This window comes from Actinokineospora sp. NPDC004072 (genome assembly GCF_053604195.1).
Genome location: NZ_JBSGHB010000019.1, coordinates 45257 through 65336, shown reverse-complemented (window position 1 = coordinate 65336; position 20080 = coordinate 45257). Strand labels below are relative to the sequence as shown.

General features: G+C 73.6%; 23 protein-coding genes and 1 CRISPR repeat array (1 of these 24 only partly in view). Of the genes, 3 read left to right on the top strand and 20 right to left on the bottom strand.

Annotation, left to right across the window (positions count from 1 at the left end; all coding sequences use genetic code 11):
* Positions 1 to 96: 96 nt before the first annotated feature.
* The 7 genes from ACWEPX_RS26010 to ruvC form a co-directional block, all read right to left on the bottom strand.
* Positions 97 to 621 carry an adenine phosphoribosyltransferase gene (locus tag ACWEPX_RS26010; protein ID WP_451899863.1) on the bottom strand — a complete coding sequence of 175 codons (525 nt, stop codon included), beginning with the start codon at positions 619 to 621 and terminating at the stop codon, positions 97 to 99.
* Positions 618 to 1805 (bottom strand): protein translocase subunit SecF, encoded by a 1188-nt coding sequence (secF, locus tag ACWEPX_RS26005; RefSeq protein WP_451899862.1) that lies wholly within the window; start codon positions 1803 to 1805, stop codon positions 618 to 620. The genes ACWEPX_RS26010 and secF overlap by 4 nt, the downstream gene beginning before the upstream one ends.
* A 1-nt stretch (position 1806) precedes the next feature.
* Positions 1807 to 3597 carry a protein translocase subunit SecD gene (gene secD, locus ACWEPX_RS26000; RefSeq protein ID WP_451899861.1) on the bottom strand — a complete coding sequence of 597 codons (1791 nt, stop codon included), beginning with the start codon at positions 3595 to 3597 and terminating at the stop codon, positions 1807 to 1809.
* Between the two features lie 161 nt (positions 3598 to 3758).
* A complete protein-coding gene (gene yajC, locus ACWEPX_RS25995) occupies positions 3759 to 4106 on the bottom strand; it encodes a preprotein translocase subunit YajC (protein ID WP_451899860.1) in 348 nt (115 codons plus the stop codon).
* Between the two features lie 91 nt (positions 4107 to 4197).
* Complete coding sequence (ruvB, locus tag ACWEPX_RS25990; RefSeq protein ID WP_451899859.1) at positions 4198 to 5247, bottom strand: Holliday junction branch migration DNA helicase RuvB; 1050 nt, start codon at positions 5245 to 5247, stop codon at positions 4198 to 4200.
* A complete protein-coding gene (gene ruvA, locus ACWEPX_RS25985; protein ID WP_451899858.1) occupies positions 5244 to 5834 on the bottom strand; it encodes a Holliday junction branch migration protein RuvA in 591 nt (196 codons plus the stop codon). The genes ruvB and ruvA overlap by 4 nt, the downstream gene beginning before the upstream one ends.
* Positions 5835 to 5845: 11 nt before the next feature.
* Entirely contained in the window at positions 5846 to 6412 is a 567-nt protein-coding gene (gene ruvC, locus ACWEPX_RS25980; RefSeq protein WP_451899857.1) for a crossover junction endodeoxyribonuclease RuvC, read from the bottom strand.
* A gap of 172 nt (positions 6413 to 6584) precedes the next feature.
* On the opposite strand from ruvC, the gene ACWEPX_RS25975 reads away from it, so the two are divergent.
* Complete coding sequence (locus tag ACWEPX_RS25975; protein WP_451899856.1) at positions 6585 to 6866, top strand: DUF4342 domain-containing protein; 282 nt, start codon at positions 6585 to 6587, stop codon at positions 6864 to 6866.
* On the opposite strand, the gene ACWEPX_RS25970 is transcribed toward ACWEPX_RS25975, so the two are convergent.
* The 7 genes from ACWEPX_RS25970 to ACWEPX_RS25940 form a co-directional block, all read right to left on the bottom strand.
* Entirely contained in the window at positions 6867 to 8576 is a 1710-nt protein-coding gene (locus tag ACWEPX_RS25970; protein ID WP_451899855.1) for a metallophosphoesterase family protein, read from the bottom strand.
* A gap of 67 nt (positions 8577 to 8643) precedes the next feature.
* On the bottom strand, positions 8644 to 9156 hold the full coding sequence (locus ACWEPX_RS25965; RefSeq protein ID WP_451899854.1) for a DUF4262 domain-containing protein: 513 nt from the start codon (positions 9154 to 9156) through the stop codon (positions 8644 to 8646).
* Between the two features lie 46 nt (positions 9157 to 9202).
* Positions 9203 to 9955, bottom strand: coding sequence for a YebC/PmpR family DNA-binding transcriptional regulator (locus ACWEPX_RS25960; protein ID WP_451899853.1), 753 nt, complete (start codon positions 9953 to 9955; stop codon positions 9203 to 9205).
* Positions 9956 to 9970: 15 nt separating this feature from the next.
* On the bottom strand, positions 9971 to 10594 hold the full coding sequence (pdxT, locus tag ACWEPX_RS25955) for a pyridoxal 5'-phosphate synthase glutaminase subunit PdxT (RefSeq protein WP_451899852.1): 624 nt from the start codon (positions 10592 to 10594) through the stop codon (positions 9971 to 9973).
* Positions 10595 to 10622: 28 nt separating this feature from the next.
* Positions 10623 to 10931 carry an AzlD domain-containing protein gene (locus tag ACWEPX_RS25950; RefSeq protein WP_451899851.1) on the bottom strand — a complete coding sequence of 103 codons (309 nt, stop codon included), beginning with the start codon at positions 10929 to 10931 and terminating at the stop codon, positions 10623 to 10625.
* Positions 10928 to 11098, bottom strand: a complete 171-nt coding sequence (locus ACWEPX_RS25945; RefSeq protein ID WP_451899850.1) for a hypothetical protein — start codon at positions 11096 to 11098, stop codon at positions 10928 to 10930. Before ACWEPX_RS25945 ends, ACWEPX_RS25950 begins: the two co-directional genes overlap by 4 nt.
* A 326-nt stretch (positions 11099 to 11424) precedes the next feature.
* A complete protein-coding gene (locus ACWEPX_RS25940) occupies positions 11425 to 12156 on the bottom strand; it encodes an AzlC family ABC transporter permease (protein ID WP_451899849.1) in 732 nt (243 codons plus the stop codon).
* Positions 12157 to 12231: 75 nt separating this feature from the next.
* Here ACWEPX_RS25940 and ACWEPX_RS25935 point away from each other — a divergent pair, with 75 nt between their 5' ends.
* Positions 12232 to 12789: a helix-turn-helix domain-containing protein gene (locus ACWEPX_RS25935; RefSeq protein WP_451899848.1), complete on the top strand. Its 558-nt coding sequence runs from the start codon at positions 12232 to 12234 to the stop codon at positions 12787 to 12789.
* 3 nt (positions 12790 to 12792) lie between these two features.
* Here ACWEPX_RS25935 and pdxS read toward each other — a convergent pair whose 3' ends face one another.
* Positions 12793 to 13710 carry a pyridoxal 5'-phosphate synthase lyase subunit PdxS gene (gene pdxS / locus ACWEPX_RS25930; protein ID WP_451899847.1) on the bottom strand — a complete coding sequence of 306 codons (918 nt, stop codon included), beginning with the start codon at positions 13708 to 13710 and terminating at the stop codon, positions 12793 to 12795.
* Between the two features lie 205 nt (positions 13711 to 13915).
* Between pdxS and ACWEPX_RS25925 the strand changes: the two genes are divergently transcribed.
* Entirely contained in the window at positions 13916 to 16030 is a 2115-nt protein-coding gene (locus ACWEPX_RS25925; RefSeq protein ID WP_451899846.1) for an elongation factor G-like protein EF-G2, read from the top strand.
* A gap of 43 nt (positions 16031 to 16073) precedes the next feature.
* On the opposite strand, the gene ACWEPX_RS25920 is transcribed toward ACWEPX_RS25925, so the two are convergent.
* The 5 genes from ACWEPX_RS25920 to pgsA all read right to left on the bottom strand — a co-directional run bounded on the left by ACWEPX_RS25920 (position 16074) and on the right by pgsA (position 19886).
* The gene (locus ACWEPX_RS25920; protein WP_451899845.1) at positions 16074 to 16664 is read right to left on the bottom strand and encodes a hypothetical protein; all 591 of its coding nucleotides are present in this window, start codon (positions 16662 to 16664) and stop codon (positions 16074 to 16076) included.
* A gap of 102 nt (positions 16665 to 16766) precedes the next feature.
* Positions 16767 to 17276, bottom strand: coding sequence for an NUDIX hydrolase (locus tag ACWEPX_RS25915; protein ID WP_451899844.1), 510 nt, complete (start codon positions 17274 to 17276; stop codon positions 16767 to 16769).
* On the bottom strand, positions 17273 to 18391 hold the full coding sequence (locus ACWEPX_RS25910) for a glycosyltransferase family 4 protein (protein WP_451899929.1): 1119 nt from the start codon (positions 18389 to 18391) through the stop codon (positions 17273 to 17275). The genes ACWEPX_RS25915 and ACWEPX_RS25910 overlap by 4 nt, the downstream gene beginning before the upstream one ends.
* Positions 18392 to 18393: 2 nt before the next feature.
* Positions 18394 to 19281 (bottom strand): phosphatidylinositol mannoside acyltransferase, encoded by an 888-nt coding sequence (locus ACWEPX_RS25905; RefSeq protein ID WP_451899843.1) that lies wholly within the window; start codon positions 19279 to 19281, stop codon positions 18394 to 18396.
* Positions 19278 to 19886 (bottom strand): phosphatidylinositol phosphate synthase, encoded by a 609-nt coding sequence (gene pgsA / locus ACWEPX_RS25900; protein ID WP_451899842.1) that lies wholly within the window; start codon positions 19884 to 19886, stop codon positions 19278 to 19280. The genes ACWEPX_RS25905 and pgsA overlap by 4 nt, the downstream gene beginning before the upstream one ends.
* 108 nt (positions 19887 to 19994) lie before the next feature.
* Positions 19995 to 20080: direct repeats of the CRISPR family, unit length 28 nt (it continues 187 nt past the right edge of the window).

Below are 20080 nucleotides of genomic sequence, written 5' to 3'. Positions count from 1 at the left end.
GGGCGCTCGACCCTCCGGGCCACGAGCGTGACCCGGGTACCGAGGATAACTCGGTTCAGCCGGGGCAACCGCAAGGCGGGCTGCAAAGGAGCCGGATCACACGGTCAGCAGCGCCGCGACGTTCCGTTCGGCTAGTCGCGAACGACCACTCAGCGCGGCGATCTCCACGACGACGCGCGTGGCGGCCACCCGCGCCCCCGCCCGCTCCACCAGGTCGCAGGCGGCGGCGAGGGTGCCGCCGGTGGCCAGCACGTCGTCGACGACGACCACCTTCTCCGCCTGCCGCAGGCCGCCGTCGGGCAGCTCCAGCGTCGCGGTGCCGTACTCCAGCTGGTAGGTCTGGCGGTCGGCCACGAGCGGGAGCTTGCCCGCCTTGCGCACCGGCACCACGCCCAGCCCGTGCGCGGCGGCCAGCGCCGCGCCGAAGAGGAACCCGCGGGCCTCCACGGCGACGACCGAGGTCACCTCGGGGTCCAGGCCGTCGCCGAGGGCCTCGGCGACGGCCCGCAGCGCAGGCCCGTCGGCCAGCATCGGGGTCAGGTCGCGGAACAGGACGCCCGGCTCCGGGAAGTCGGGGACCTCCCGGATCAGCGCGAGCGCCCTGTCCAGTGGCTCGCTCACCGGCGCTTCTTGCCCTGCGGCTTGCCGCCGGGCTTGGGCTTGCGCCGCTGGTCGACCGCCTTGGGGTTGCGGGCGGGCACGCCGCCCGCGACGACCATCGCCTTCTCCTTGCGGATCTCGGCGTCCAGCGACTCGTCGTCGCCGGGCTCGGCTGCCGTGGCCTGGGCCTGCTTGCGGCCGACGTTGGCCCGCCGCTGCGCGACCCGCTGGGCCTGCTGCTTGTACTTCGGGTCGGTCATCTTCAGGTCCACCAGCACCGGGGTGCACAGGAAGATCGAGGAGATGACACCGGCCAGCATGCCCGTCGCCTGCACCAGCGCGAGGTCGGCCAGCGTGCCGACGCCGAGCAGGCCGACGCCGATCACCAGCAGGCCGGTCACCGGCAGCAGCGCGATCAGCGAGGTGTTGATCGAGCGCATGAACGTCTGGTTCACCGCGAGGTTGGCCGCCTCGGCGTAGGTGCGCCTGGTCAGGCCGAGCAGGCCGCGGGTGTTCTCCTTGACCTTGTCGAAGACGACGACGGTGTCGTAGAGGGAGAAGCCGAGGATGGTCAGCAGACCGATGACCGTGCCCGGGGTGACCTCGAAGCCGATCATCGAGTAGATGCCCGCGGTGACGATGAGGTCGTGGAAGAGGCCGACCAGCGCCGCGACGGCCATCCACTTCTCGAAGTACAGCGCCAGGAACACCGTCACCAGGACGAGGAACACCAGCAGCGCCCACAGCGCCTTGGACGAGATCTCCCCGCCCCAGCTGCCGGACACCGCGCTGTCGCTGATCAGCGCCTGGCTGGAGGTGCCGTCGGCGTCGACGGGCTTGAGCCGCTCGAACAGCGCCTCCTTGAGCAGGGCGACCTGCTCGCCGGAGAGCGTCTCCGAGCGGATCTGGATGCTGGCGGTGTCGCCAGCGCCGACCGTCTGCACCGAGGCGGGCTCGCGGTTGAGCGTCTCGGAGTAGACGTCCTCGACCTGCTGCGTCTCGATCGGGCCCGCCACGCTCACCGCGGGGAACTGCACCCGGGTGCCGCCCTCGAAGTCGATGCCGAGGTTGAAGCCGCGGAAGACGATCGAGGCGATGCACGCCAGGAACAGCACGCCGAAGAAGATGTAGGCGCGCTTGCGCTTGCCGATGATGTCGAGGGCGCCGTTGCCGGTGTAGAGGCCCTCAAGGAGGTTCCGCTTCACCTCACACCTCCTTCACGGCCGGGGTCGCGCCGACCCGCGCCGAGCGCTGCAGGGTGGCGGAGCGCTGGGCGCCGCCGAGGCCGGAGAGCTTCGGGTGCGACAGCAGCTTCGACCGCGAGGCCAGCGCCACCAGCGGGTGCGTCACCAGGAACACCACGATCAGGTCGAGCACGGTGGACATGCCCAGGGTGAACGCGAAGCCGCGGACCTGGCCGACGGCCAGCAGGTAGAGCACCGCGGCGGCCAGGAAGCTGACCGCGTCGGCGGACAGGATCGTCCGGCGCGCCCGGACCCACGCCCGCGGCACCGACGAGCGGAACGACCGCCCGTCGCGCACTTCGTCCTTGAGTCTTTCGAAGAAGATGACGAACGAGTCCGCCGTGATGCCGATGGCGATGATGAAGCCCGCGATGCCCGCCAGGTCGAGGGTGAACCCGATCCAGCGGCCGAGCAGGATCAGCACCGCGTAGACGATCACCGCCGAGAGGACCAGCGACAGGATCGTCAGCAGGCCGAGCAGGCGGTAGTAGAGCAGGCAGTAGGCGAATACCAGCGCCAGGCCGATGCCGCCTGCGATCAGGCCCGCCTGCAGCGAGGCCAGGCCCAGCGTCGCCGAGACCGTCTCGGCCTCGGAGGACTCGAAGGACAGCGGCAGCGAGCCGTACTTGAGGACGTTGGCCAGCTTGCCCGCCTCGGACTGGCTGAACCCGCCCTCGCCGCCGGTGATCGTGGTGTCGCCGTTGATCGCGCCCTCGATGGTCGGCGCGGAGACGACCTCGGTGTCGAGCACGAACGCCGCGCGCTGGCCGACGTTGGCCGCGGTGTACTTCGACCAGATCTCCGAGCCGGTCGGCTCGAAGCTGAGCACCACGACGTAGCCGACGCCCTGCGGGTCGAGGTTGGCGTTGGCGTCGCTGATCTCGGTGCCCTCGATGAACGACGGGCCGAGGATGAACCGCTCCAGGCCGTCCTGGTCGCACGCGGCCAGCGGCAGCTTCGGGTCGTCGTTGCCGACCAGCGGGTCGTTGACGCCCGGGGCGCAGTTCAGGGTGGCCAGCGCGGCCTGCTGCAGCTGCGGGTCCGGGGACGCGCCGTCCGGGCCGGGGGCGAGGTTGGGGTGCTGGCGGCACGCCTTGGCCGCGGTGATCAGCTCGGCGTCCTCGGCGGCGTCGCCCTTGGCCAGCAGTCCGGCGTAGGTCTCGCACAGCTGCAGGCCGGAGGGGTTGCCGGAGGCGGGCGGCGTGGTCGTCGGCGGCGCGCTCGTGGTCGTGCCCTGCAGCGCCGCGGGCAGCGGGCGGCCCTGCGCGGCGGGCGACGTGGTCGGCGCGGTGGTCGGCGCCGTCGTGGGAGCGGTGGTCGTGCCGCTGGTCGGCGGGGCGGACGTGGTCGGCGGCGGCTCCTGCTGCGGGGTGGCCGCGGCGGCGGTCACCACCGGGCGGAAGCGCAGCTGCGCGGTCTGGCCCAGCTCCTTGGCGCGCTCGCCGTTCTCGCCGGGGACGGTGATGACGATGGTGTTGCCGTCGAGGACGACCTCCGCGCCGCTGACCCCGAGCCCGTTGACGCGGGTCTCGATGATCTGCCGGGAGATGTCCAGCGACTCCCGCGACGGCGGCTCACCGGTCTCGGTGCGGGCGGTCAGCGCGACGCGCGTCCCGCCCTGCAGATCGATGCCGAGCTTGGGGGTGAGCTTGCGGTCGCCGGTGAAGAACACCAGCGCGTACAGGATGGCAACGATCGCCACGAAGAACGCTAGGTAGCGTCCTGGGCGGATCTGCCCGGCCGGTGGTGCCACGGTCGGTCCGTCTCCTCGACTCGTCTGGCGGGTGCGTGGCGCGCTGGGACGCGCGTGGCCGTCACGCCACGCCGCTGCGCCCGCACCCGAATACACAGGGTGAGGGCGCAGCGTAGCGGGTCCGGGGTGAGCCTGGTGTTGCGTGGGTCACCCCGACGGGCTCAGTGGCGCTTGTCGCTCTCGATCGGCTCGGCGACCTCGGCGGTCGGCTCCGCCTCGTCGGTCGCCTCGTCGTCGTCGAGCACGTCCGGGCCGACCTTCTCCCGCACCGCCTGGCGCAGCCAGGTGGTCTCCACGCCGGGGGCGATCTCGATGCCGATCGTGGCCTCGTCGGAGATGTCGGAGACGGTGCCGTAGAGGCCCGAGGTGGTCATGACGCGGTCGCCCACGGTGAGCGAGTTCTGCAGCTCCTGCTGCTGCTGCATCATCTTCTTCTGCCTGCGCGAGCCGAGGATGAGCGGGATCGCGAGCACGGCGATCAGCAGCAGCGGAAGCAGGGCCTGTTCCATGTCTCTCCGTTCGCCGGAACCGTTCCCTCCGGGCGGTCGCCGGAGAAAAGTCCGATATTGACGATTCGGGTGCGGCGCGGGGTCGCGCGCGTCACTCGTCGAACAGCGTAGGCGCGCCGCGTCCGGGAGCGTCTACCGGGGCGGGAAGTCCCAGGTGGGCCCACGCGGCCGCGGTGGCGACCCGCCCGCGCGGGGTCCGGGCCAGCATGCCCGCGCGCACGAGGTAGGGCTCGCACACCTCTTCCACGGTAGTCGGCTCCTCCCCCACCGCAACGGCCAGCGTGGAGACGCCGACCGGTCCGCCGCCGAAGGAGCGCACCAGCGCGCCGAGCACGGCCCGGTCGAGCCGGTCGAGGCCGAGGTCGTCGACGTCGTAGACGGCCAGCGCCGCCTTGGCCACGGCGAGGGTGACCGCGCCGTCGGCGCGCACCTCGGCGTAGTCGCGGACCCGGCGCAGCAGCCGGTTGGCGATGCGCGGGGTGCCCCGCGAGCGCGCGGCGATCTCGGCGGCGCCGTCGGGGCGCAGGTCGACGCCGAGGATCTGCGCCGAGCGGCGCAGGACCTTCTCCAGGTCCTCGGGGGCGTAGAACTCCATGTGCGCGGTGAAGCCGAAGCGGTCGCGCAGCGGGCCGGTCAGCGAGCCGGAGCGGGTGGTCGCGCCGACGAGGGTGAACGGGGCGATCTCCAGCGGGATCGATGTGGCCCCCGGCCCCTTGCCGACGACCACGTCGACGCGGAAGTCCTCCATCGCCAGGTACAGCATCTCCTCGGCGGGGCGGGCGATGCGGTGGATCTCGTCGATGAACATGACCTCGCCCTCGACGAGGTTGGACAGCATCGCGGCGAGGTCGCCCGCGCGTTCCAGGGCCGGGCCGGAGGTGATCCGGATGGGCCTGCCCAGCTCCGCGGCGATGATCATGGCCAGGCTGGTCTTGCCCAGGCCGGGCGGGCCGGACAGCAGCACGTGGTCGGGCGGGGCCCCGCGCCGGGTCGCGCCCTTGAGCACGAGTTCGAGCTGCTCGCGCACCCGGGGCTGGCCGACGAACTCGGCCAGGGTCCGGGGCCGCAGCGTCGACTCGTCGTCGCGCTCGCCGGGGTCGGCGTGCGCGGAGACCGGCGACTCCCACTCCTCCTCGGTCACCGCTTGCGCCCGAGGACGGCCAGCGCCTTGCGCAGCGCGGTGGACATGTCGGCGGCGGCGTCCTCGGCCAGCACGGCGTCGACGGTCTGCTCGGCCTGCTTGGCGGCGAACCCGAGGCCGACCAGCGCCTCCACGACCGCCCCGCGCACCCGGCTCGGCGACGGCGCGGACGGGGCCTCGCCCGCCAGCGCGCCCACCTTGTCGCGCAGCTCGATGATCAGCCGCTCGGCGCCCTTGCGGCCGATGCCGGGGACCTGGGTGAGCGTGGTGATGTTGCCGTCGGCCAGGGCGTGCCGCAGCTGCTCGGGCTCCAGCACGGCCAGGGTGGCCAGGGCCAGCCGCGGCCCGATGCCGGAGACGGTCTGCAGCAGCCGGAACAGGTCGCGGGCCTCGGCGTCGGCGAAGCCGAAGAGGGTCAGCGAGTCCTCGCGCACGACCAGCGCGGTGGCCAGCGCGGCCTCCTCGCCCCGGCGCAGCCCGGCCAGGGTGTGCGGGGTGGCCTGCACGGCGAGGCCGACGCCGCCGACGTCGACCACCACGTGGTCGAGTCCCACCGAGGCAACCTGTCCGCGAACCGAGGAGATCACAGCATCATCTTTCACGCTTGGGTCTTGCGGGCCGCGGCCAGCCTGGCACGGTGCTTGCGGGCCAGCTCGGCCGCCCTGGCCTCGGCCTCGGCGATGCGCGCCTTGACCGGGGAGCGCCACAGGTGGCAGATGGCCAGGGCCAGCGCGTCGGCGGCGTCGGCGGGCTTGGGCGCGACGCGCAGGCCGAGCAGCCGGGTGACCATCGCCGTCACCTGGGCCTTGTCGGCCCGGCCCGAGCCGGTGACGGCGGCCTTGACCTCGCTGGGGGTGTGGAACTCCACGGGCAGGCCGCGGCGGGCCGCGGCGAGGGCGACCACGCCCGCCGCCTGGGCGGTCCCCATCGCGGTGCGGACGTTGTGCTGGCTGAACACCCGCTCGATGGCCACCACGTCGGGTTTGTGCCGGTCGAGCCAGTCCTCCACGCCGTCGGCGACCTTGAGCAGCCGCACGGCGAGGGTGTCGTCCACCGGGGTGCGGATGACGTCGACGGCGATGGCGGCCACGCGCCTGCCCGCCGACCCGTCGACCACCGCGATGCCGCAGCGGGTCAGGCCGGGGTCGACTCCCAGCACGCGCACGCCCGCTCCCCTCCCCGTGAACACTCGTTCGAGAGCTTAGGGGCTGCGGCCGCCGCGCGGCGGCCCCGACACGCAGGACGGGCGCAATTCAGGGCGGCCCCCGGGGAAACCCTGATGGCCGGGCCGCCCGGGACGGGCACCATGGAGGCATCAGGGGATCAAAGGAGAACGCATGAACGACAAGCCGGACACCACTCGCTCGGCGGCCGACCAGGTGGTCGACGCGGTCCGCGGCCTGCTGCACCAGGGCATGACCCGCCGGGTCGTCGTCCGCGACAGCAAGGACGACGTGCTCCTCGACGTGCCGATCGCGGTGGGCATCGTCGCCGCGCTCGCCGCGCCGGTCGCCACCACCCTCGGCGCGGGGGTCGCCCTGGCGGGCAAGTGCGGGATCAAGATCGAGAACCGGGACGCGGGGGCGCCGCCGCCCGCCACGGTCGACGCGGAGGCGTGATCACCGACGGGTGACCGCGATGGGGGCGGCCATCCGGGCGGGGCGCAGCGGCCGGACCGGCGCGAGCCAGGGTTCGTGCGGCGCCCCGTCCGGCCGGGCGACCCACTCCCGGCCGACGGCGGCCAGCTTGACCGGGTGGATGGTGAGCACGCCCGCCGCGTCGATGCGCATGCGCAGGAACCCCTTGTGGTCCTCGATGCTCTGCCCGGCCATGACCTCGTTGACGTTGATGCCCGCGCGCGAGGCGAGCAGCAGGTAGACGGCGACGAGCTCGGCGTCGGCGAAGCCGATCAGCAGGGGCGTGCCGAGCAGGACGACCAGCAGGGTCGCCCAGTCGCCGACGGCGTTGTCCGGCAGCACATCGGTGTGCAGGCCGACGACGGCCAGCGACCAGCCCACGCTGAGTCCGATGTGGGCGGTCGCGTGCAGCAGCCCGGCCGCCGTGGCCTTGGGCCCCTGGTGGAAGTGCTGGATCCGGGCGAAGGCGAGGCCGCCGAGGACGAGCACGACGGCGACGCCGATCGCGGGCGCCCAGCTGGCGACCTTGCCGAAGAAGCCGCGCTGCTCGTCGGTCAGCGTGCTGACCATCCCGTAGAGCACCGCCAGGGTCATCAGCGTCTGGAAGGTGCCGGTGAGCGCCCAGAAGCCGGGGTTGCGCAGGGGCAGGCCGAAGACGCCCGCGGCGAGGCGGCGCGATTCGGCCGCGTCCGGGTAGCAGTCGACGAGGTCGTAGGTCGCGGGCGGGGCGGGGTCGCGCACGCGGGAGGCGGGCGGGGGCAGCGTCAGCTCGGCGGGCAGCTCGTGCGTGGCCGCCAGGTACGCCCCGCCCATCCCGCAGGTGATCAGCCGCCTGCCGCCGCCGCGCTCGGCGTAGTGGGCGAAGTGGTGGGTGTCGCCGGAGAGCATGACCCGGATCTCGGCGCCGCGGGCGCGCACGATCTCGCGGTTGAAGAACTCGATGGTGTCGTGGCACTTGGTCGACCCGCCCGCCCCCGCGGGAACCCACGCGGGCGAGGGCGTGCAGAGGATCACGGCGTCGCCGTCGCCGATCTCCCGGGAGACGGCCCGGAAGTACTCCAGCTGCGGGGCGTCGATGTAGTCGTCGAACTGGGTGTCGATGGCCAGCAGCCACCACCGGTGCGGCAGGCGCACGGCGAAGTAGGACCGGGTCTGCTCGGTGTCCCAGCCGCCGATCGGCCTGCGCTGGGCGAAGACCCGCAGGAACGAGGTCAAGCCGTCGTACCAGTCGTGGTTGCCGGGCAGGGCGAACAGGACCGGCCGCTCCCCCGCCGCCGCGGGCAGGGCGGCGCGGAACGGGCCTTTCGTGCGGTCCTCGTAGGCGCGGGTCGACGCGCCCGGGTACACCTGATCGCCGCCCAGGACCAGCAGCCTGCCCCGCGGGAGGACCTCGCCGTCGACGGTCAGCGACTCCGCGGCCAGCAGGGAGGCGATGGAGTAGGTGGCGTCGAAGCCGTCGCCCACGTCGGCGGCGTAGTCGAACCACAGCTCGTCGCCGGTGGCCCGGTGGACGGTCGACGGCAGGCCGCCCTGCAGCTCGCGCTTGTCGGCGTAGGAGCCGAACACCGCGGCGATCGCCGACTGGATGCCCGTGCTGACCAGGACCTTCGGCGCGAGCCAGCGGACCGCGGGCCGGGGGTGGAAGCCCAGCTCGGCCTCGGTGCACGCCCGCGGCCGGGGCCGTTCGGACACCGCCGCCCCCCTTCGCCGATCCGGACCGAGATCGTAGATCGGCGGCGCGGCGGCGGGGTAGGGCCGATCAGGGGCCGTCGACGCCGGGCCGCCAGGTCTCGGGCCTGCCGGTGTAGGTGAGCACGGGCTGCCAGATGTCGAACCCGTCGGGGGCGTCCGGGCTCCACGGGAACCGGCCGTCGGGGGTGGCGACGATCAGCTGCAGCGCCGGGAAGTCGCCCTGCGGGTAGACCAGGAAGGCGCTGCCGAAGAACTCCGGGTAGTGGCCCTTGTGGACGCGCTCGACCACCACCGGGGTGCCCTCGAAGAAGTCCAGGTAGGGCAGCCCCGGGTAGAACCGCTCGCCGTCGGCCGTGCGGCGGACGTAGAGGTCGAGCAGCGGCCGGGCCATGTCGACCGGCAGCCCGACCACCACGGCCTCCGGCGCGGCGAAGCGGCGCCACACGCCCACGGTGAAGGCGTACGGCGCCCCGTCGGCGTCGCCCTCGACCTCCACCGCCGCGTACCCGTCGCGGTCGGCGGTGTGGAGCAGCCACTCGCGCAGCTGCTCCTCGTCGGGGGTGAGGGCGGGCGAGGCCACCTAGCCGACCTCGGCCATGACCTCGCCGCGGGAGTCGGAGGCCCGCCTACGCATCGACTTCGGCCATCACGTCGTCGGCCACGTCGAAGTTGGCGTAGACGTTCTGCACGTCGTCGGAGTCCTCCAGCGCGTCGATCAGCTTGAAGATCTTGCGCGCGCCCTCGGCGTCGAGCTGGACGGTCGACATGGGCAGGAAGCTGGCGTCGGCGGACTCGTAGTCGTAGCCCGCGTCCTGCAGCGCCTTGCGGACGGCGACCATGTCACCGGGCTCGGAGACCACCTCGAAGCTCTCACCGAGGTCGTTGACCTCCTCGGCGCCCGCGTCGAGCACGGCCATGAGGACGTCGTCCTCGGTCAGGCCGTTCTTGGGGACGATCACCACGCCCTTGCGGTTGAACATGTACGACACCGAGCCGGGGTCGGCCATCGAGCCGCCGTTGCGGGTCATCGCGGTGCGGACCTCGGTGGCGGCGCGGTTGCGGTTGTCGGTCAGGCACTCGATCAGCACGGCGACGCCCTGGGGGCCGTAGCCCTCGTACATGATCGTCTGCCAGTCGGCCCCGCCTGCCTCCTCGCCGCCGCCGCGCTTGCGGGCGCGCTCGATGTTGTCGTTGGGGACGGAGTTCTTCTTCGCCTTCTGGATGGCGTCGAACAGCGTGGGGTTGCCCTCGGGGTCGCTGCCCCCGGTGCGCGCGGCGACCTCGATGTTCTTGATCAGCTTCGCGAAGAGCTTGCCACGCTTGGCGTCGAGTGCGGCCTTCTTGTGCTTGGTCGTCGCCCACTTGGAGTGGCCGCTCATCTGTCCTCCGTCGGTCTAGGTCAGGCTTTCACGGACCATGTCCGCGAACAGGCGGTGCACGCGGTGGTCGCCGGTGAGCTCGGGGTGGAAGGCGGTGGCCAGCACCCGGCCCTGGCGGACGGCGACGATCCTACCGCCGGCCTCCCCCGCGGCCCCGGTGTCGGGCACCCTGGCGATCACCTCGGCGGCCGCCGAGACCGACTCGACCCACGGCGCGCGGATGAACACCGCGTGCACCGGGTCGTCGAGGCCCGCGAAGTCGAGGTCGGCCTCGAAGGAGTCCACCTGCCTGCCGAAGGCGTTGCGCCGCACGACCATGTCGATGCCGCCGACCTGGTGCTGGTCGGGGCGGCCGTCGATGATCTTCTCGGCGAGCAGGATCATGCCTGCGCACGAGCCGTAGACGGGCAGGCCATCGGCGATGCGGGCGCGCAGCGGGGCCAGCAGGTCGAAGGTGGCCAGCAGCCGGGAGATGGTGGTGGACTCCCCTCCCGGCAGCACCAGCCCGTCCACCCGGGACAGCTCCTCGGGCCTGCGCACGCCCGTGGCGGTCGCACCCGCCGCGGTGAGCGCGGCGACGTGCTCGCGCACGTCGCCCTGCAGGGCGAGCACCCCGATCAGGGGTCGGTCGGTGGGCACGTGGGTTCCTTTCGTCCGTGGGTCGAGATTAGGGCAGCCCCGCGAGGCGGAGCAGCGCGGTGGTGAGCGCAGCAGCCACGACGACCACCGCGAAGGGCACCTTCCGCCACGCCAGCACCCCCGCGACGAGCACCCCCGCGGGCAGCGCCCAGCCTGCGAAGTCCTGCCCCTTGGCCAGCGCCGAGGTCGCCACCAGGGCGAACAGCAGGACGACGGCGGAGGTGGCCAACAACTCCTTGACACGATCAGAGAAGGTCAGCCGGTCCCGCAGCAGGACACCACCGAAGCGGAAGGCGAAGGTGCCCGCGGCGAGCACCAGGATCGGCAGCAGGGTCACGCCAGCACCTCCGGCACGATCCGTCCGGGGGCGGCCACCGAGACCAGGCAGGACGCGGCGAGCAGACTCGGCACCACGGTCACAGCACCCCCCGCGAGATCCGGACGGCGACGGCCACCGGAACCAGGCAGAACGCGGCGAACACCCACGAACGGCAACACGGTCACGACAGCACCTCCGGCGCGATCCGGACGGAAGTGGCCGAGACCAGGCTGGACGCGGCGAGGACCAAGGTCGGCAACACCGTCATGACAGCACCTCCGGCGCGGTCCGGGCGGGAGTGGCCGCGACCGGGCAGGGCGCAGCGAAGACCGGGATCGGCGGCACGGTCACGACAGCACCTCCGGGGCAGTCGGGGCGAGGGTGGCAGCCGGGGTCGGGCGGGGCGCAGCGAGGACCAGGCTCGGAAGCAGCGTCATGACAGCAACTCCGGCGCGGTCCGGGCGGGAGTGGCCGCTACCGGGCGCGGTGAGGACCGGGGTCGGCGGCAGGGTCATGGCAGGGTCTCCGGGGCGGTCGGGGCGGGGGTGGGGGTGGGGGTGGGGGTGGGGGTCTGGCGGGGCGGGCGGGGGGCCGCGAGGAGGCCGAGGAGGGCTAGCAGGATCGGCACGCCGGTGGGCAGGAACGGGGTGGCTGCCAGGGCCAGCGCCGCGCCGAGCAGGGCGGGGGCGCGGACCTTCGCGTCCTTCAGCGCGGGCAGGACCAGGGCCAGCATGGCCGCGGGGAAGACCGCGTCCAGGCCGAGCGCATCCGCGTCGCCGACCAACTGGCCTGCGAGCGCGCCGCCGAGTGCGCCGGTGTTCCAGGCGAGGAACAGCGTGGCCCCGCAGGCCCAGTAGGCCGCCCGCGCGCGCACGGCGTCGCGCTGGGCCAGGGCGAAGGCGACGGACTCGTCCACCAGCAGGTGGCTGCCGACCAGCCTGGCCGCCCAGCCGCGGCCGACCAGCTCGCCGACCGCGAGGCCGAAGGGCAGGTGCCGGGCGTTGAGCAGCAGCCCGCCCAGCACCGCGGCGACCGGGCTGCCGCCCACCGCGGTCACCCCGACCGCCAGGTACTGCGAGCCGCCCGCGAAGACCAGCAGGGACATCACCACGGGCACCCACACCGGCAGGCCGGAGGCCACCGAGATGGCGCCGAAGGAGGCCCCGCTGACGGCGGCCGCCGCGGCGATGGCCAGCACGCCGCGCCACAGCTCGGCATCGAGTGTTCGCCATATCGAACGCATAGTGCCCTACGATGAACAATGCCCAGGTCGTTCGTCAAGGCGAACGATCGTCCGTCACATCGAACGGGAGGCTCGGTGGACCAGCGCGGCGCCCCACTGGACATCATCGCCCGCTCGCTGCGCCGCGAACGCGAGCGCGCGGGCCTGTCGCTGAGCGAGGCCGCCAAGCGGGCGGGCATCGCCAAATCCACGCTGTCGCAGCTGGAGGCCGCGACGGGCAACCCCAGCGTCGAGACGCTGTGGGCGCTGGGCGTGGCCCTGGGCGTGCCGTTCTCCCGCCTGGTGGAGCCGCCGACCCCGCGCGTGCAGGTGATCCGGGCAGGCGAGGGGCCGGTGGTCTACTCCGAGCGCGCCGACTACTCGGCGACCCTGCTGGCCTCCTGCCCGCCCAACGCCCGCCGCGACGTCTACCTGATCCGCGCCGAGCCGGGCAGCCGCCGGGAGTCCGACCCGCACTTCCCCGGCGTGGTCGAGCACGTGGTGCTGGCCGCGGGCCGGGCCCGGCTCGGTCCGACGGAGGAGCCGGTCGAGCTGGGCCCGGGCGACTACATCGCCTACCCGGGCGACCTGCCGCACGTGTTCGAGGCGCTGGAGCCGGGCACGATGGCGTGCCTGGTCTCCGAGCACGTCTAGCGGCTACCAGCCCCGCTCGGCGAGCCGGTGCGGCTCGGGGACGTCCTCGACGTTGATGCCGACCATCGCCTCGCCCAGGCCCCGGGAGACCTTGGCGATCATGTCCGGGTCGTCGAAGAACGTGGTGGCCTTGACGATGGCGTCGGCGCGCTTGGCCGGGTCGCCGGACTTGAAGATGCCGGAGCCGACGAACACGCCCTCGGCGCCCAGCTGCATCATCATCGCCGCGTCGGCCGGGGTGGCGATGCCGCCTGCGGTGAACAGCACGACCGGCAGCTTGCCGGTGGTCGCCACCTCCTTGACCAGCTCGTAGGGCGCCTGCAGCTCCTTGGCGGCCACGTACAGCTCGTCCTCGGGCAGCGAGGTCAGCCGCTTGATCTCGGCGCGGATCTTGCGCATGTGGGTGGTGGCGTTGGAGACGTCGCCGGTGCCCGCCTCGCCCTTGGAGCGGATCATCGCCGCGCCCTCGGTGATGCGGCGCAGCGCCTCGCCCAGGTTCGTGGCCCCGCAGACGAAGGGGACGGTGAAGGCCCACTTGTCGATGTGGTTGGCGTAGTCGGCCGGGGTCAGCACCTCGGACTCGTCGATGTAGTCCACGCCGAGGGACTGCAGCACCTGCGCCTCGACGAAGTGGCCGATGCGGGCCTTGGCCATGACCGGGATGGAGACCGCCTCGATGATGCCCTGGATCAGGTCCGGGTCGCTCATCCTGGCCACGCCGCCCTGGGCGCGGATGTCGGCGGGCACCCGCTCCAGCGCCATGACCGCGACCGCGCCCGCGTCCTCGGCGATCTTGGCCTGGGTGGCGTCGACGACGTCCATGATCACGCCGCCCTTGAGCATCTCCGCCATGCCGCGCTTGACCCGGGACGTGCCGGTCTCCGGCTGGGTGGCGGGGGTGGGGGTCTGTGCCTCGGACACGGTTCGCCTCTCGAATCGACTTGGGGGTCTGCGGCCTCGGGGTATCGGCCGCTGACCACAGCGTACGTGCGATGTGGACCGCTGAAGGCTGCCAATCCGGGGCTATCTCGGCAGGCCACTTCGCACGCCAGGGGAGCGCGCTGGTCACCACCGGTGACAAGATGTGAGATCCGACACAAGGCGGGGCGATCGGGAGGTGCGGGAGATGGGCAGCAAGCACGCCGACAACGGCCATGCCGAGTCCACCGTTGCGGTGGACGACCCGGCGCGGATCAGGAACGTGGCCCTGGTGGGCCCGTCCGGCTCGGGGAAGACGACGCTCGCCGAGGCGCTGCTGGCCGCCACCGGCGTGCTCCCCCGGGCCGGGACGGTCACCGAGGGCACCACGGTCTGCGACCACGACCCGGCCGCGCAGCGCCAGCAGCGGTCGGTGGGGCTGGCGGTGGCCCCGCTGATGCACGAGGGGGTCAAGGTCAACCTGATCGACACCCCCGGCTACGCCGACTTCGTCGGCGAGCTGCGGGCGGGCCTGCGCGCGGCGGACGCGGCCCTGTTCGTGGTGTGCGCCGCCGAGGGCGTCGACCCGGCGACGGTCGCGCTGTGGCGCGAGTGCGACGCGGTCGGCATGCCCCGCGCGCTGGTGGTGGCCCGCCTCGACCACCCGCGCGCCGACTTCGCAGGCGAGCTGGCCGCCTGCCGGGACGCCTTCGGGGCCAACGTGCTGCCGCTGTGGCTGCCGCACGGCGACACCGCCCTGGACGGCCTGATCACCCAGCGCCGCTACGACCACTCCAGCGGCGAGATGAAGCTCACCGACCTCGACGACGCCGGCCGCGAGGCCATCGCCGACGCCCGCGCCGAGCTGCTGGAGGGGATCATCGCCGAGAGCGAGGACGAGTCCTTGATGGACCGCTACCTCGGCGGCGAGGAGATCGACACCGACACCGTCATCACCGACCTGGAGAAGGCCGTCGCCCGCGGCTCGTTCTTCCCCGTCATCCCGGTCTGCGCGCTCACCGGCCTGGGTCTTGAGGAGCTGCTGGAGGTGCTGACCCGCGGCTTCCCGTCCCCGCTGGAGCACCCGCTGCCCGCCGTGACCGACCCCCAGGGCCGCCCGCACGCCGCGATCGTCCCCGACCCCAGGGGCCCGCTGGCCGCCGAGGTCGTCCGCACGGCGGTGGACTCCTACGTCGGCCGCGTCTCGCTGGTGCGGGTGTTCTCCGGGACGCTGCGCCCGGAGCGGCAGGTGCACGTCTCCGGCCACGGACTGGCCGATCGCGGCCACGAGGACCACGACGCGGACGAGCGCGTCGCGCACGTCTACTCTCCCCTGGGGGCCTCGCTGCGCGAGGTCCCTTATTGCATCGCCGGTGATGTGTGCGCCCTGACCAAGGTCGGTTCGGCCGAGACCGGCGACACCCTCTCCGCGCCGGACGACCCGCTGCTGATGGCGCCGTGGGCGATGCCCGAGCCGCTGCTGCCGGTGGCCGTGGTGGCCCGCACCCGCAGCGACGAGGACGCGCTGGCCCGCAACCTGGCCCGGCTGGTCGCGGGCGACCCGACCCTGCGGATGGACCGCAACCCCGAGACCCACCAGCTGGTGCTGTGGTGCATGGGCGAGGCGCACGCCGACGTCGTGCTGGCCCGGCTGCGCGCGGGCGGGGCGGAGATCGACACCGAGCCGGTGAAGGTGTCGCTGCGCGAGACGTTCGCCGGTCCGGCCCGCGGGCACGGCAGGCACGTCAAGCAGTCCGGCGGGCACGGCCAGTACGCCGTGTGCGACATCGAGGTCGAGCCGCTGCCGACCGGCGCGGGCTTCGAGTTCCTGGACCGGGTCGTCGGCGGCGCCGTTCCCCACCAGTTCATCCCGAGCGTGGAGAAGGGCATCCGGGCGCAGCTGGCCAGGGGCGTGGCCACCGGGAACCCGATGGTGGACATCCGGGTGACGCTGGTCGACGGCAAGGCCCACAGCGTCGACTCCTCCGACGCCGCCTTCCAGATCGCGGGGGCGCTGGCGCTCAAGGACGCCGCGGCCAAGACGACCGTCAACCTGCTGGAGCCGATCGACACCGTGGTCGTCCGCCTGCCGGACGAGCACCTGGGCACCGTCCTCGGCGACCTGTCGTCGCGGCGCGGGCGGGTGCTGGGCACCGAGTCCGAGGGCACCGGGGCGACGCTGGTCACCGCCGAGGTCCCCGCGACGAACCTGGTCCGCTACCTGATCGACCTGCGCTCGCTGACCTCCGGCTCGGCGACGTTCACCCGCCGCTTCGCCCGCTTCGACCCCATGCCCAGCGCCCTGGCCGCCCAGCTGGCCTGAGCCCCCGGGCCGCCCGGGCGCGACCGCCGCGGGCGGCCCGGCCTCACGCCGGGTCGGGCAGCCGTCCCAGCTCGACGGACCTGGCCGCGGTCAGCGAGTACATGACGGCGTCGGCGAGGGCGAGGAAGTCGACCGCCTGGGCGTACTCGATGCGGCCGCGGCCGTGCGCGGCCAGGTTCCGCAGCACCGACAGGCCCTCGATCGCGCGGTGGGTCGACGCGCTGATCAGCTCCCGCTCGACGGCGGTGGAGCTCAGCTCGCGCATCCCCATCCGCAGCTCGGTGTCGGACAGGCCGTGGCGGGCCAGCAGGGTGCGCAGCGCGCTCTCGATCTCGGCGGCGGCGTCGACCACCGCCCCGCGCGGCGACGCCTTCGCCAGCTCGCGCAGCCGCAGCGGCATGGTCTGGTCGGTGGCCTGCTCGGTCGCGGCGACCTCGCCGGTGAGCTGCTTCTCGGCTTCCTGGGCCGTCTGGTTCCACTCCATCTCCAGCCCGGCGGGGCCTGCCTTGATCGCCTTCAGCCGCTCCCCCAGCAGCGGGCCCAGCCGCGACCGCAGCGCGAACCCGAGCACGACGGTCGCGGTCGGCCAGGCCAGGCTGTCCACCAGGCGGCCGACGAACTCCAGCACACCCATCGCCCCGATCCCCCTTCGCCGGTGATCACGCACCCGGCATCGTGAGATCAACTCCGCCTGTTACCGCTGCGGGGGTTGCAGAAACGCTGCTGCCCGTCCGCGCTACGGGTCGACGCGGTCCGGGGTGGCGGGGGCGGGGGTCAGGTCGGGTTCGGCGATCTCGAAGAACTCCGGGCGGGGGGCGCCGCCCGCCAGCTTGAACCAGCGCACCACGCGGCGCCTGCGCTGCACGAGCGTGTCGCGCACGGCGTCGCCGTGGACGCGGCGGGCGATGACGACGCGGTGCTCGGCGTCGACCAGCTCAGCGGCCAAGGCGGCAGGCAGCCGGGTTCTATCTACTTCGGACAGCGAGTGGGTCAGCACGTTCTCCGCGTCCTCGCGGGAGACGCGGGGGGAGCGCTCGGCCTGCTCGGCCTCCCGCCGCAGCCGGTCGACGCCGAGCACGCCGGACACCGCGCGGGCCACCACGGCGCGGCGGGCCAGGGCGGCGTCCAGCGCCGCCCACGCCGCGTCGGTGCGCACGTGCAGGCGGTCCAGGCGGTTGGCCGTCCCCACCAGGTACACCCCGCCCAGCACCAGAACCGCGACCAGGACGACGATCCACCAGGTCACTGGACCTCCCCCACCGGGCGCGGGCAGGCAGCCACCGCCTGCTCGTAGACGCGCAGCACCTGGGCGGCCACGACCGACCAGTCGTAGGCGGCCACCCGCCGATGGCCCTCGGCCGCCACCGCCTGCCTGCGGGCGGGGTCGGCGAGCAGCGAGCGCAGCGCCGCGGTCAGCGCGGGGGCGTCGCCGACCGGGGTCAGCACCCCGGCCCGGCCGTCGTCGAGCACGCGGCGGAAGGCGTCGAGGTCGCTGGCGGCCACCGCGGTGCCCGCCGCCATCGCCTCGGTGAGGATGATCCCGAAGCTCTCCCCGCCGGTGTTGGGCGCGCAGTAGACGTCGACGCTGCGCAGCATCGCCGCCTTCTCCGCGTCGTCGACCTGCCCCAGCAGCTCGACCCGCACCGGCCCGGCCGCCTTGCGCAGCTCGGCGGCGTCACCGCGGCCGACCACCACCAGCCGCAGGTCGGGCAGCTCGGCGGCCAGCGGGCGCAGGGCCTCCAGCAGCACCGGCATGCCCTTGCGGGGCTCGTCGTAGCGGCCGACGAACCCCACCGAGCAGCCGGTCGGGTAGCCGGGCAGGGGCGCGGCGTCGCGGAAGAACCCGACGTCGACGCCGTTGGGGATCTCCACGGCGTCCCCGCCCAGGTGCTCCACCTGCACCCGCCTGGCCAGCGCCGAGACCGCGATGCGGGCGGTCACCTTCTCCAGGAACGGCTGGAGCACCGCCTGGAACGCGCTCAGCGTCCGCGAGCGGGGGGTGGAGGTGTGGAACGTCGCCACGATCGGGCCGTCGGCCACCATCAGCGCCAGCATCGACAGGCTCGGCGCGGTGGGCTCGTGCAGGTGCAGCACGTCGAAGTCGTGCTCGCGGATCCAGCGCCGCACCCGGGCGAAGGACAGCGGCCCGAAGGCCAGCCGGGCCACCGAGCCGTTGTAGGGGATGCCCAGCGCCCGGCCAGCGGGCTGGACGAAGTCCGGCACCGGCGTGTCGTCGTCGGCGGGCCCCAGCACCTCGACGGAGTGCCCCAGGCCGCGCAGCGCCCGCGCCAGGTCCACCACGTGCGCCTGCACCCCGCCCGGCACGTCGAAGGAGTACGGGCAGACGATCCCGACGCGCAGGCTCACGACCCGATGTCCTCAAGCCACAGGTCCTGCAGCATGTGCCAGTCCGCGGGGTGGGCGGCGATGTCGGCGGCGAGCACGTCGGCCAGCGCCTGGGTGGCCGACGGCACCGCGCGCACGCCCGCGACCGGGATCGGCGGGTGGATGCGCAGGCCCCAGCCGTCGTCGGTGAACCAGCAGCCGACCGGCAGCAGCGCCGCCCCGGTGCGGGCGGCGAGGTAGGCCGGGCCCGCGGGCATCTTCGTCTGCGCGCCGAAGAAGGTGACCGGCCTGCCGTTGGGGGTCAGGTCGCGGTCGGCGAGCAGGCAGACCACCTTGTTCTCGCGCAGCCGCTCGGCCAGCACGACCGCCGGGTTGCGGTCCCCGCCGGTCGCGGGGACGACCTCGAAGCCCAGCGACTCGCGGTAGGCGACGAACCGGTGGTAGAGCGACTCCGGCTTCAGCCGCTCGGCGACGGTGGTGAACCGGCCGTGCGTGCGCGCCAGCCACACGCCCGCGACGTCCCAGTTGCCCGAGTGCGTCAGCGCCATCACGGCCCCGTTGCCGTCGGCGAGCGCCTTGTCCAGGTACTCGGTGCCGGTCGCGGTCTCGTCCATCCGCCGCTTGATGGCGGCGTGGTCCATCGACGGCAGCCGGAAGGCCTCCATCCAGTACCGGGCGTAGGACCGCAGCGCGGCGCGCACGAGGTCGTCCAGTTCGGCCGGACCCGCCTGCGGCACCACCCGCGCGAGGTTGCGGCGCAGCCGCAGCACCCCCGGGCCCGCCCGGCGCGCGGCGAGGTCGGCCCCCGCGCGGAACAGCCCGGCGGCCACCGGCTCCGGCAGCATCCGCACCAGCCGCCAGCCCGCCGCGTACCCGGCGTCGGCCAGCCGCTCCCCCCGTGTCATCCGCCCTCCTCCGCGCTCCGGCGCACCGCGACCAGCCGCTGCGCCACCGTCACCACCGACCCGACCGCCAGCACCACCAGCGCGACGTGCAGCGCGTACGGCACGCCCAGACCGGTCAACCCCGTGCCCACCAGGGTGATGATGAGCCGCTCCGCCCGCTCGACGAGCCCCCCGTCGGCGGTCAGCCCGCTGGCCTCGGCCCGGGCCTTGACGTAGGAGATCACCTGGGCGGTCACCAGGCACACCAGGCAGGCCGCGGCCAGCAGCCGGTCGGGGGCGACGAAGACGGCGTACCAGGCGATCCCGCTGAACAGCGCCCCGTCGGCGAGCCGGTCGCAGGTGGCGTCGAGCACCGCCCCGTAGGCCGTCCCCCCGCCCCTGGCCCTGGCCATCGCCCCGTCGAGCAGGTCGAACATGGCAAATCCCCAGACGAGGAACGTCCCGGCGAGCAACTGCCCAGCCGGGAACAACCACAACGACCCGGCGACCGCACCCGCAGTGCCCAGCAGGGTGACCGCGTTCGGGGTGAGCCCGATCGAGACCAGCCACCTGCCCACGGGATCGGTGACTCGGGACACCGAGGCTCTGGCGAAGATGTTCAGCATGGGGCCTTACCGGCGGAGGTGAACGGGGCTGGGGCAGCCTAACCTGCGCCCACCCACCCCCTCGGCCCCCCGCGTTCATGCCGACCCACCCACGGCCAGCGCGATGGGAAACCAGCCCCGCGTGCGCGGGGACAACCTCGTGTGCCGGACGTTGAACGCGAGGCGCGGGGGACCAGCCCCGCGTGTGCGGGGAC

Coding starts and splice junctions, on each gene's coding strand:
- ACWEPX_RS25925 (WP_451899846.1), top strand. CDS start 13,916: ATGGGCAGCAAGCACGCCGACAACGGCCATGCCGAGTCCACCGTTGCG.
- ACWEPX_RS25975 (WP_451899856.1), top strand. CDS start 6,585: ATGAACGACAAGCCGGACACCACTCGCTCGGCGGCCGACCAGGTGGTC.
- pgsA (WP_451899842.1), bottom strand. CDS start 19,886: ATGCTGAACATCTTCGCCAGAGCCTCGGTGTCCCGAGTCACCGATCCC.
- ACWEPX_RS25920 (WP_451899845.1), bottom strand. CDS start 16,664: ATGGGTGTGCTGGAGTTCGTCGGCCGCCTGGTGGACAGCCTGGCCTGG.
- yajC (WP_451899860.1), bottom strand. CDS start 4,106: ATGGAACAGGCCCTGCTTCCGCTGCTGCTGATCGCCGTGCTCGCGATC.
- ACWEPX_RS25960 (WP_451899853.1), bottom strand. CDS start 9,955: ATGAGCGGCCACTCCAAGTGGGCGACGACCAAGCACAAGAAGGCCGCA.
- ACWEPX_RS25905 (WP_451899843.1), bottom strand. CDS start 19,281: ATGACACGGGGGGAGCGGCTGGCCGACGCCGGGTACGCGGCGGGCTGG.
- ACWEPX_RS25940 (WP_451899849.1), bottom strand. CDS start 12,156: ATGCGTTCGATATGGCGAACACTCGATGCCGAGCTGTGGCGCGGCGTG.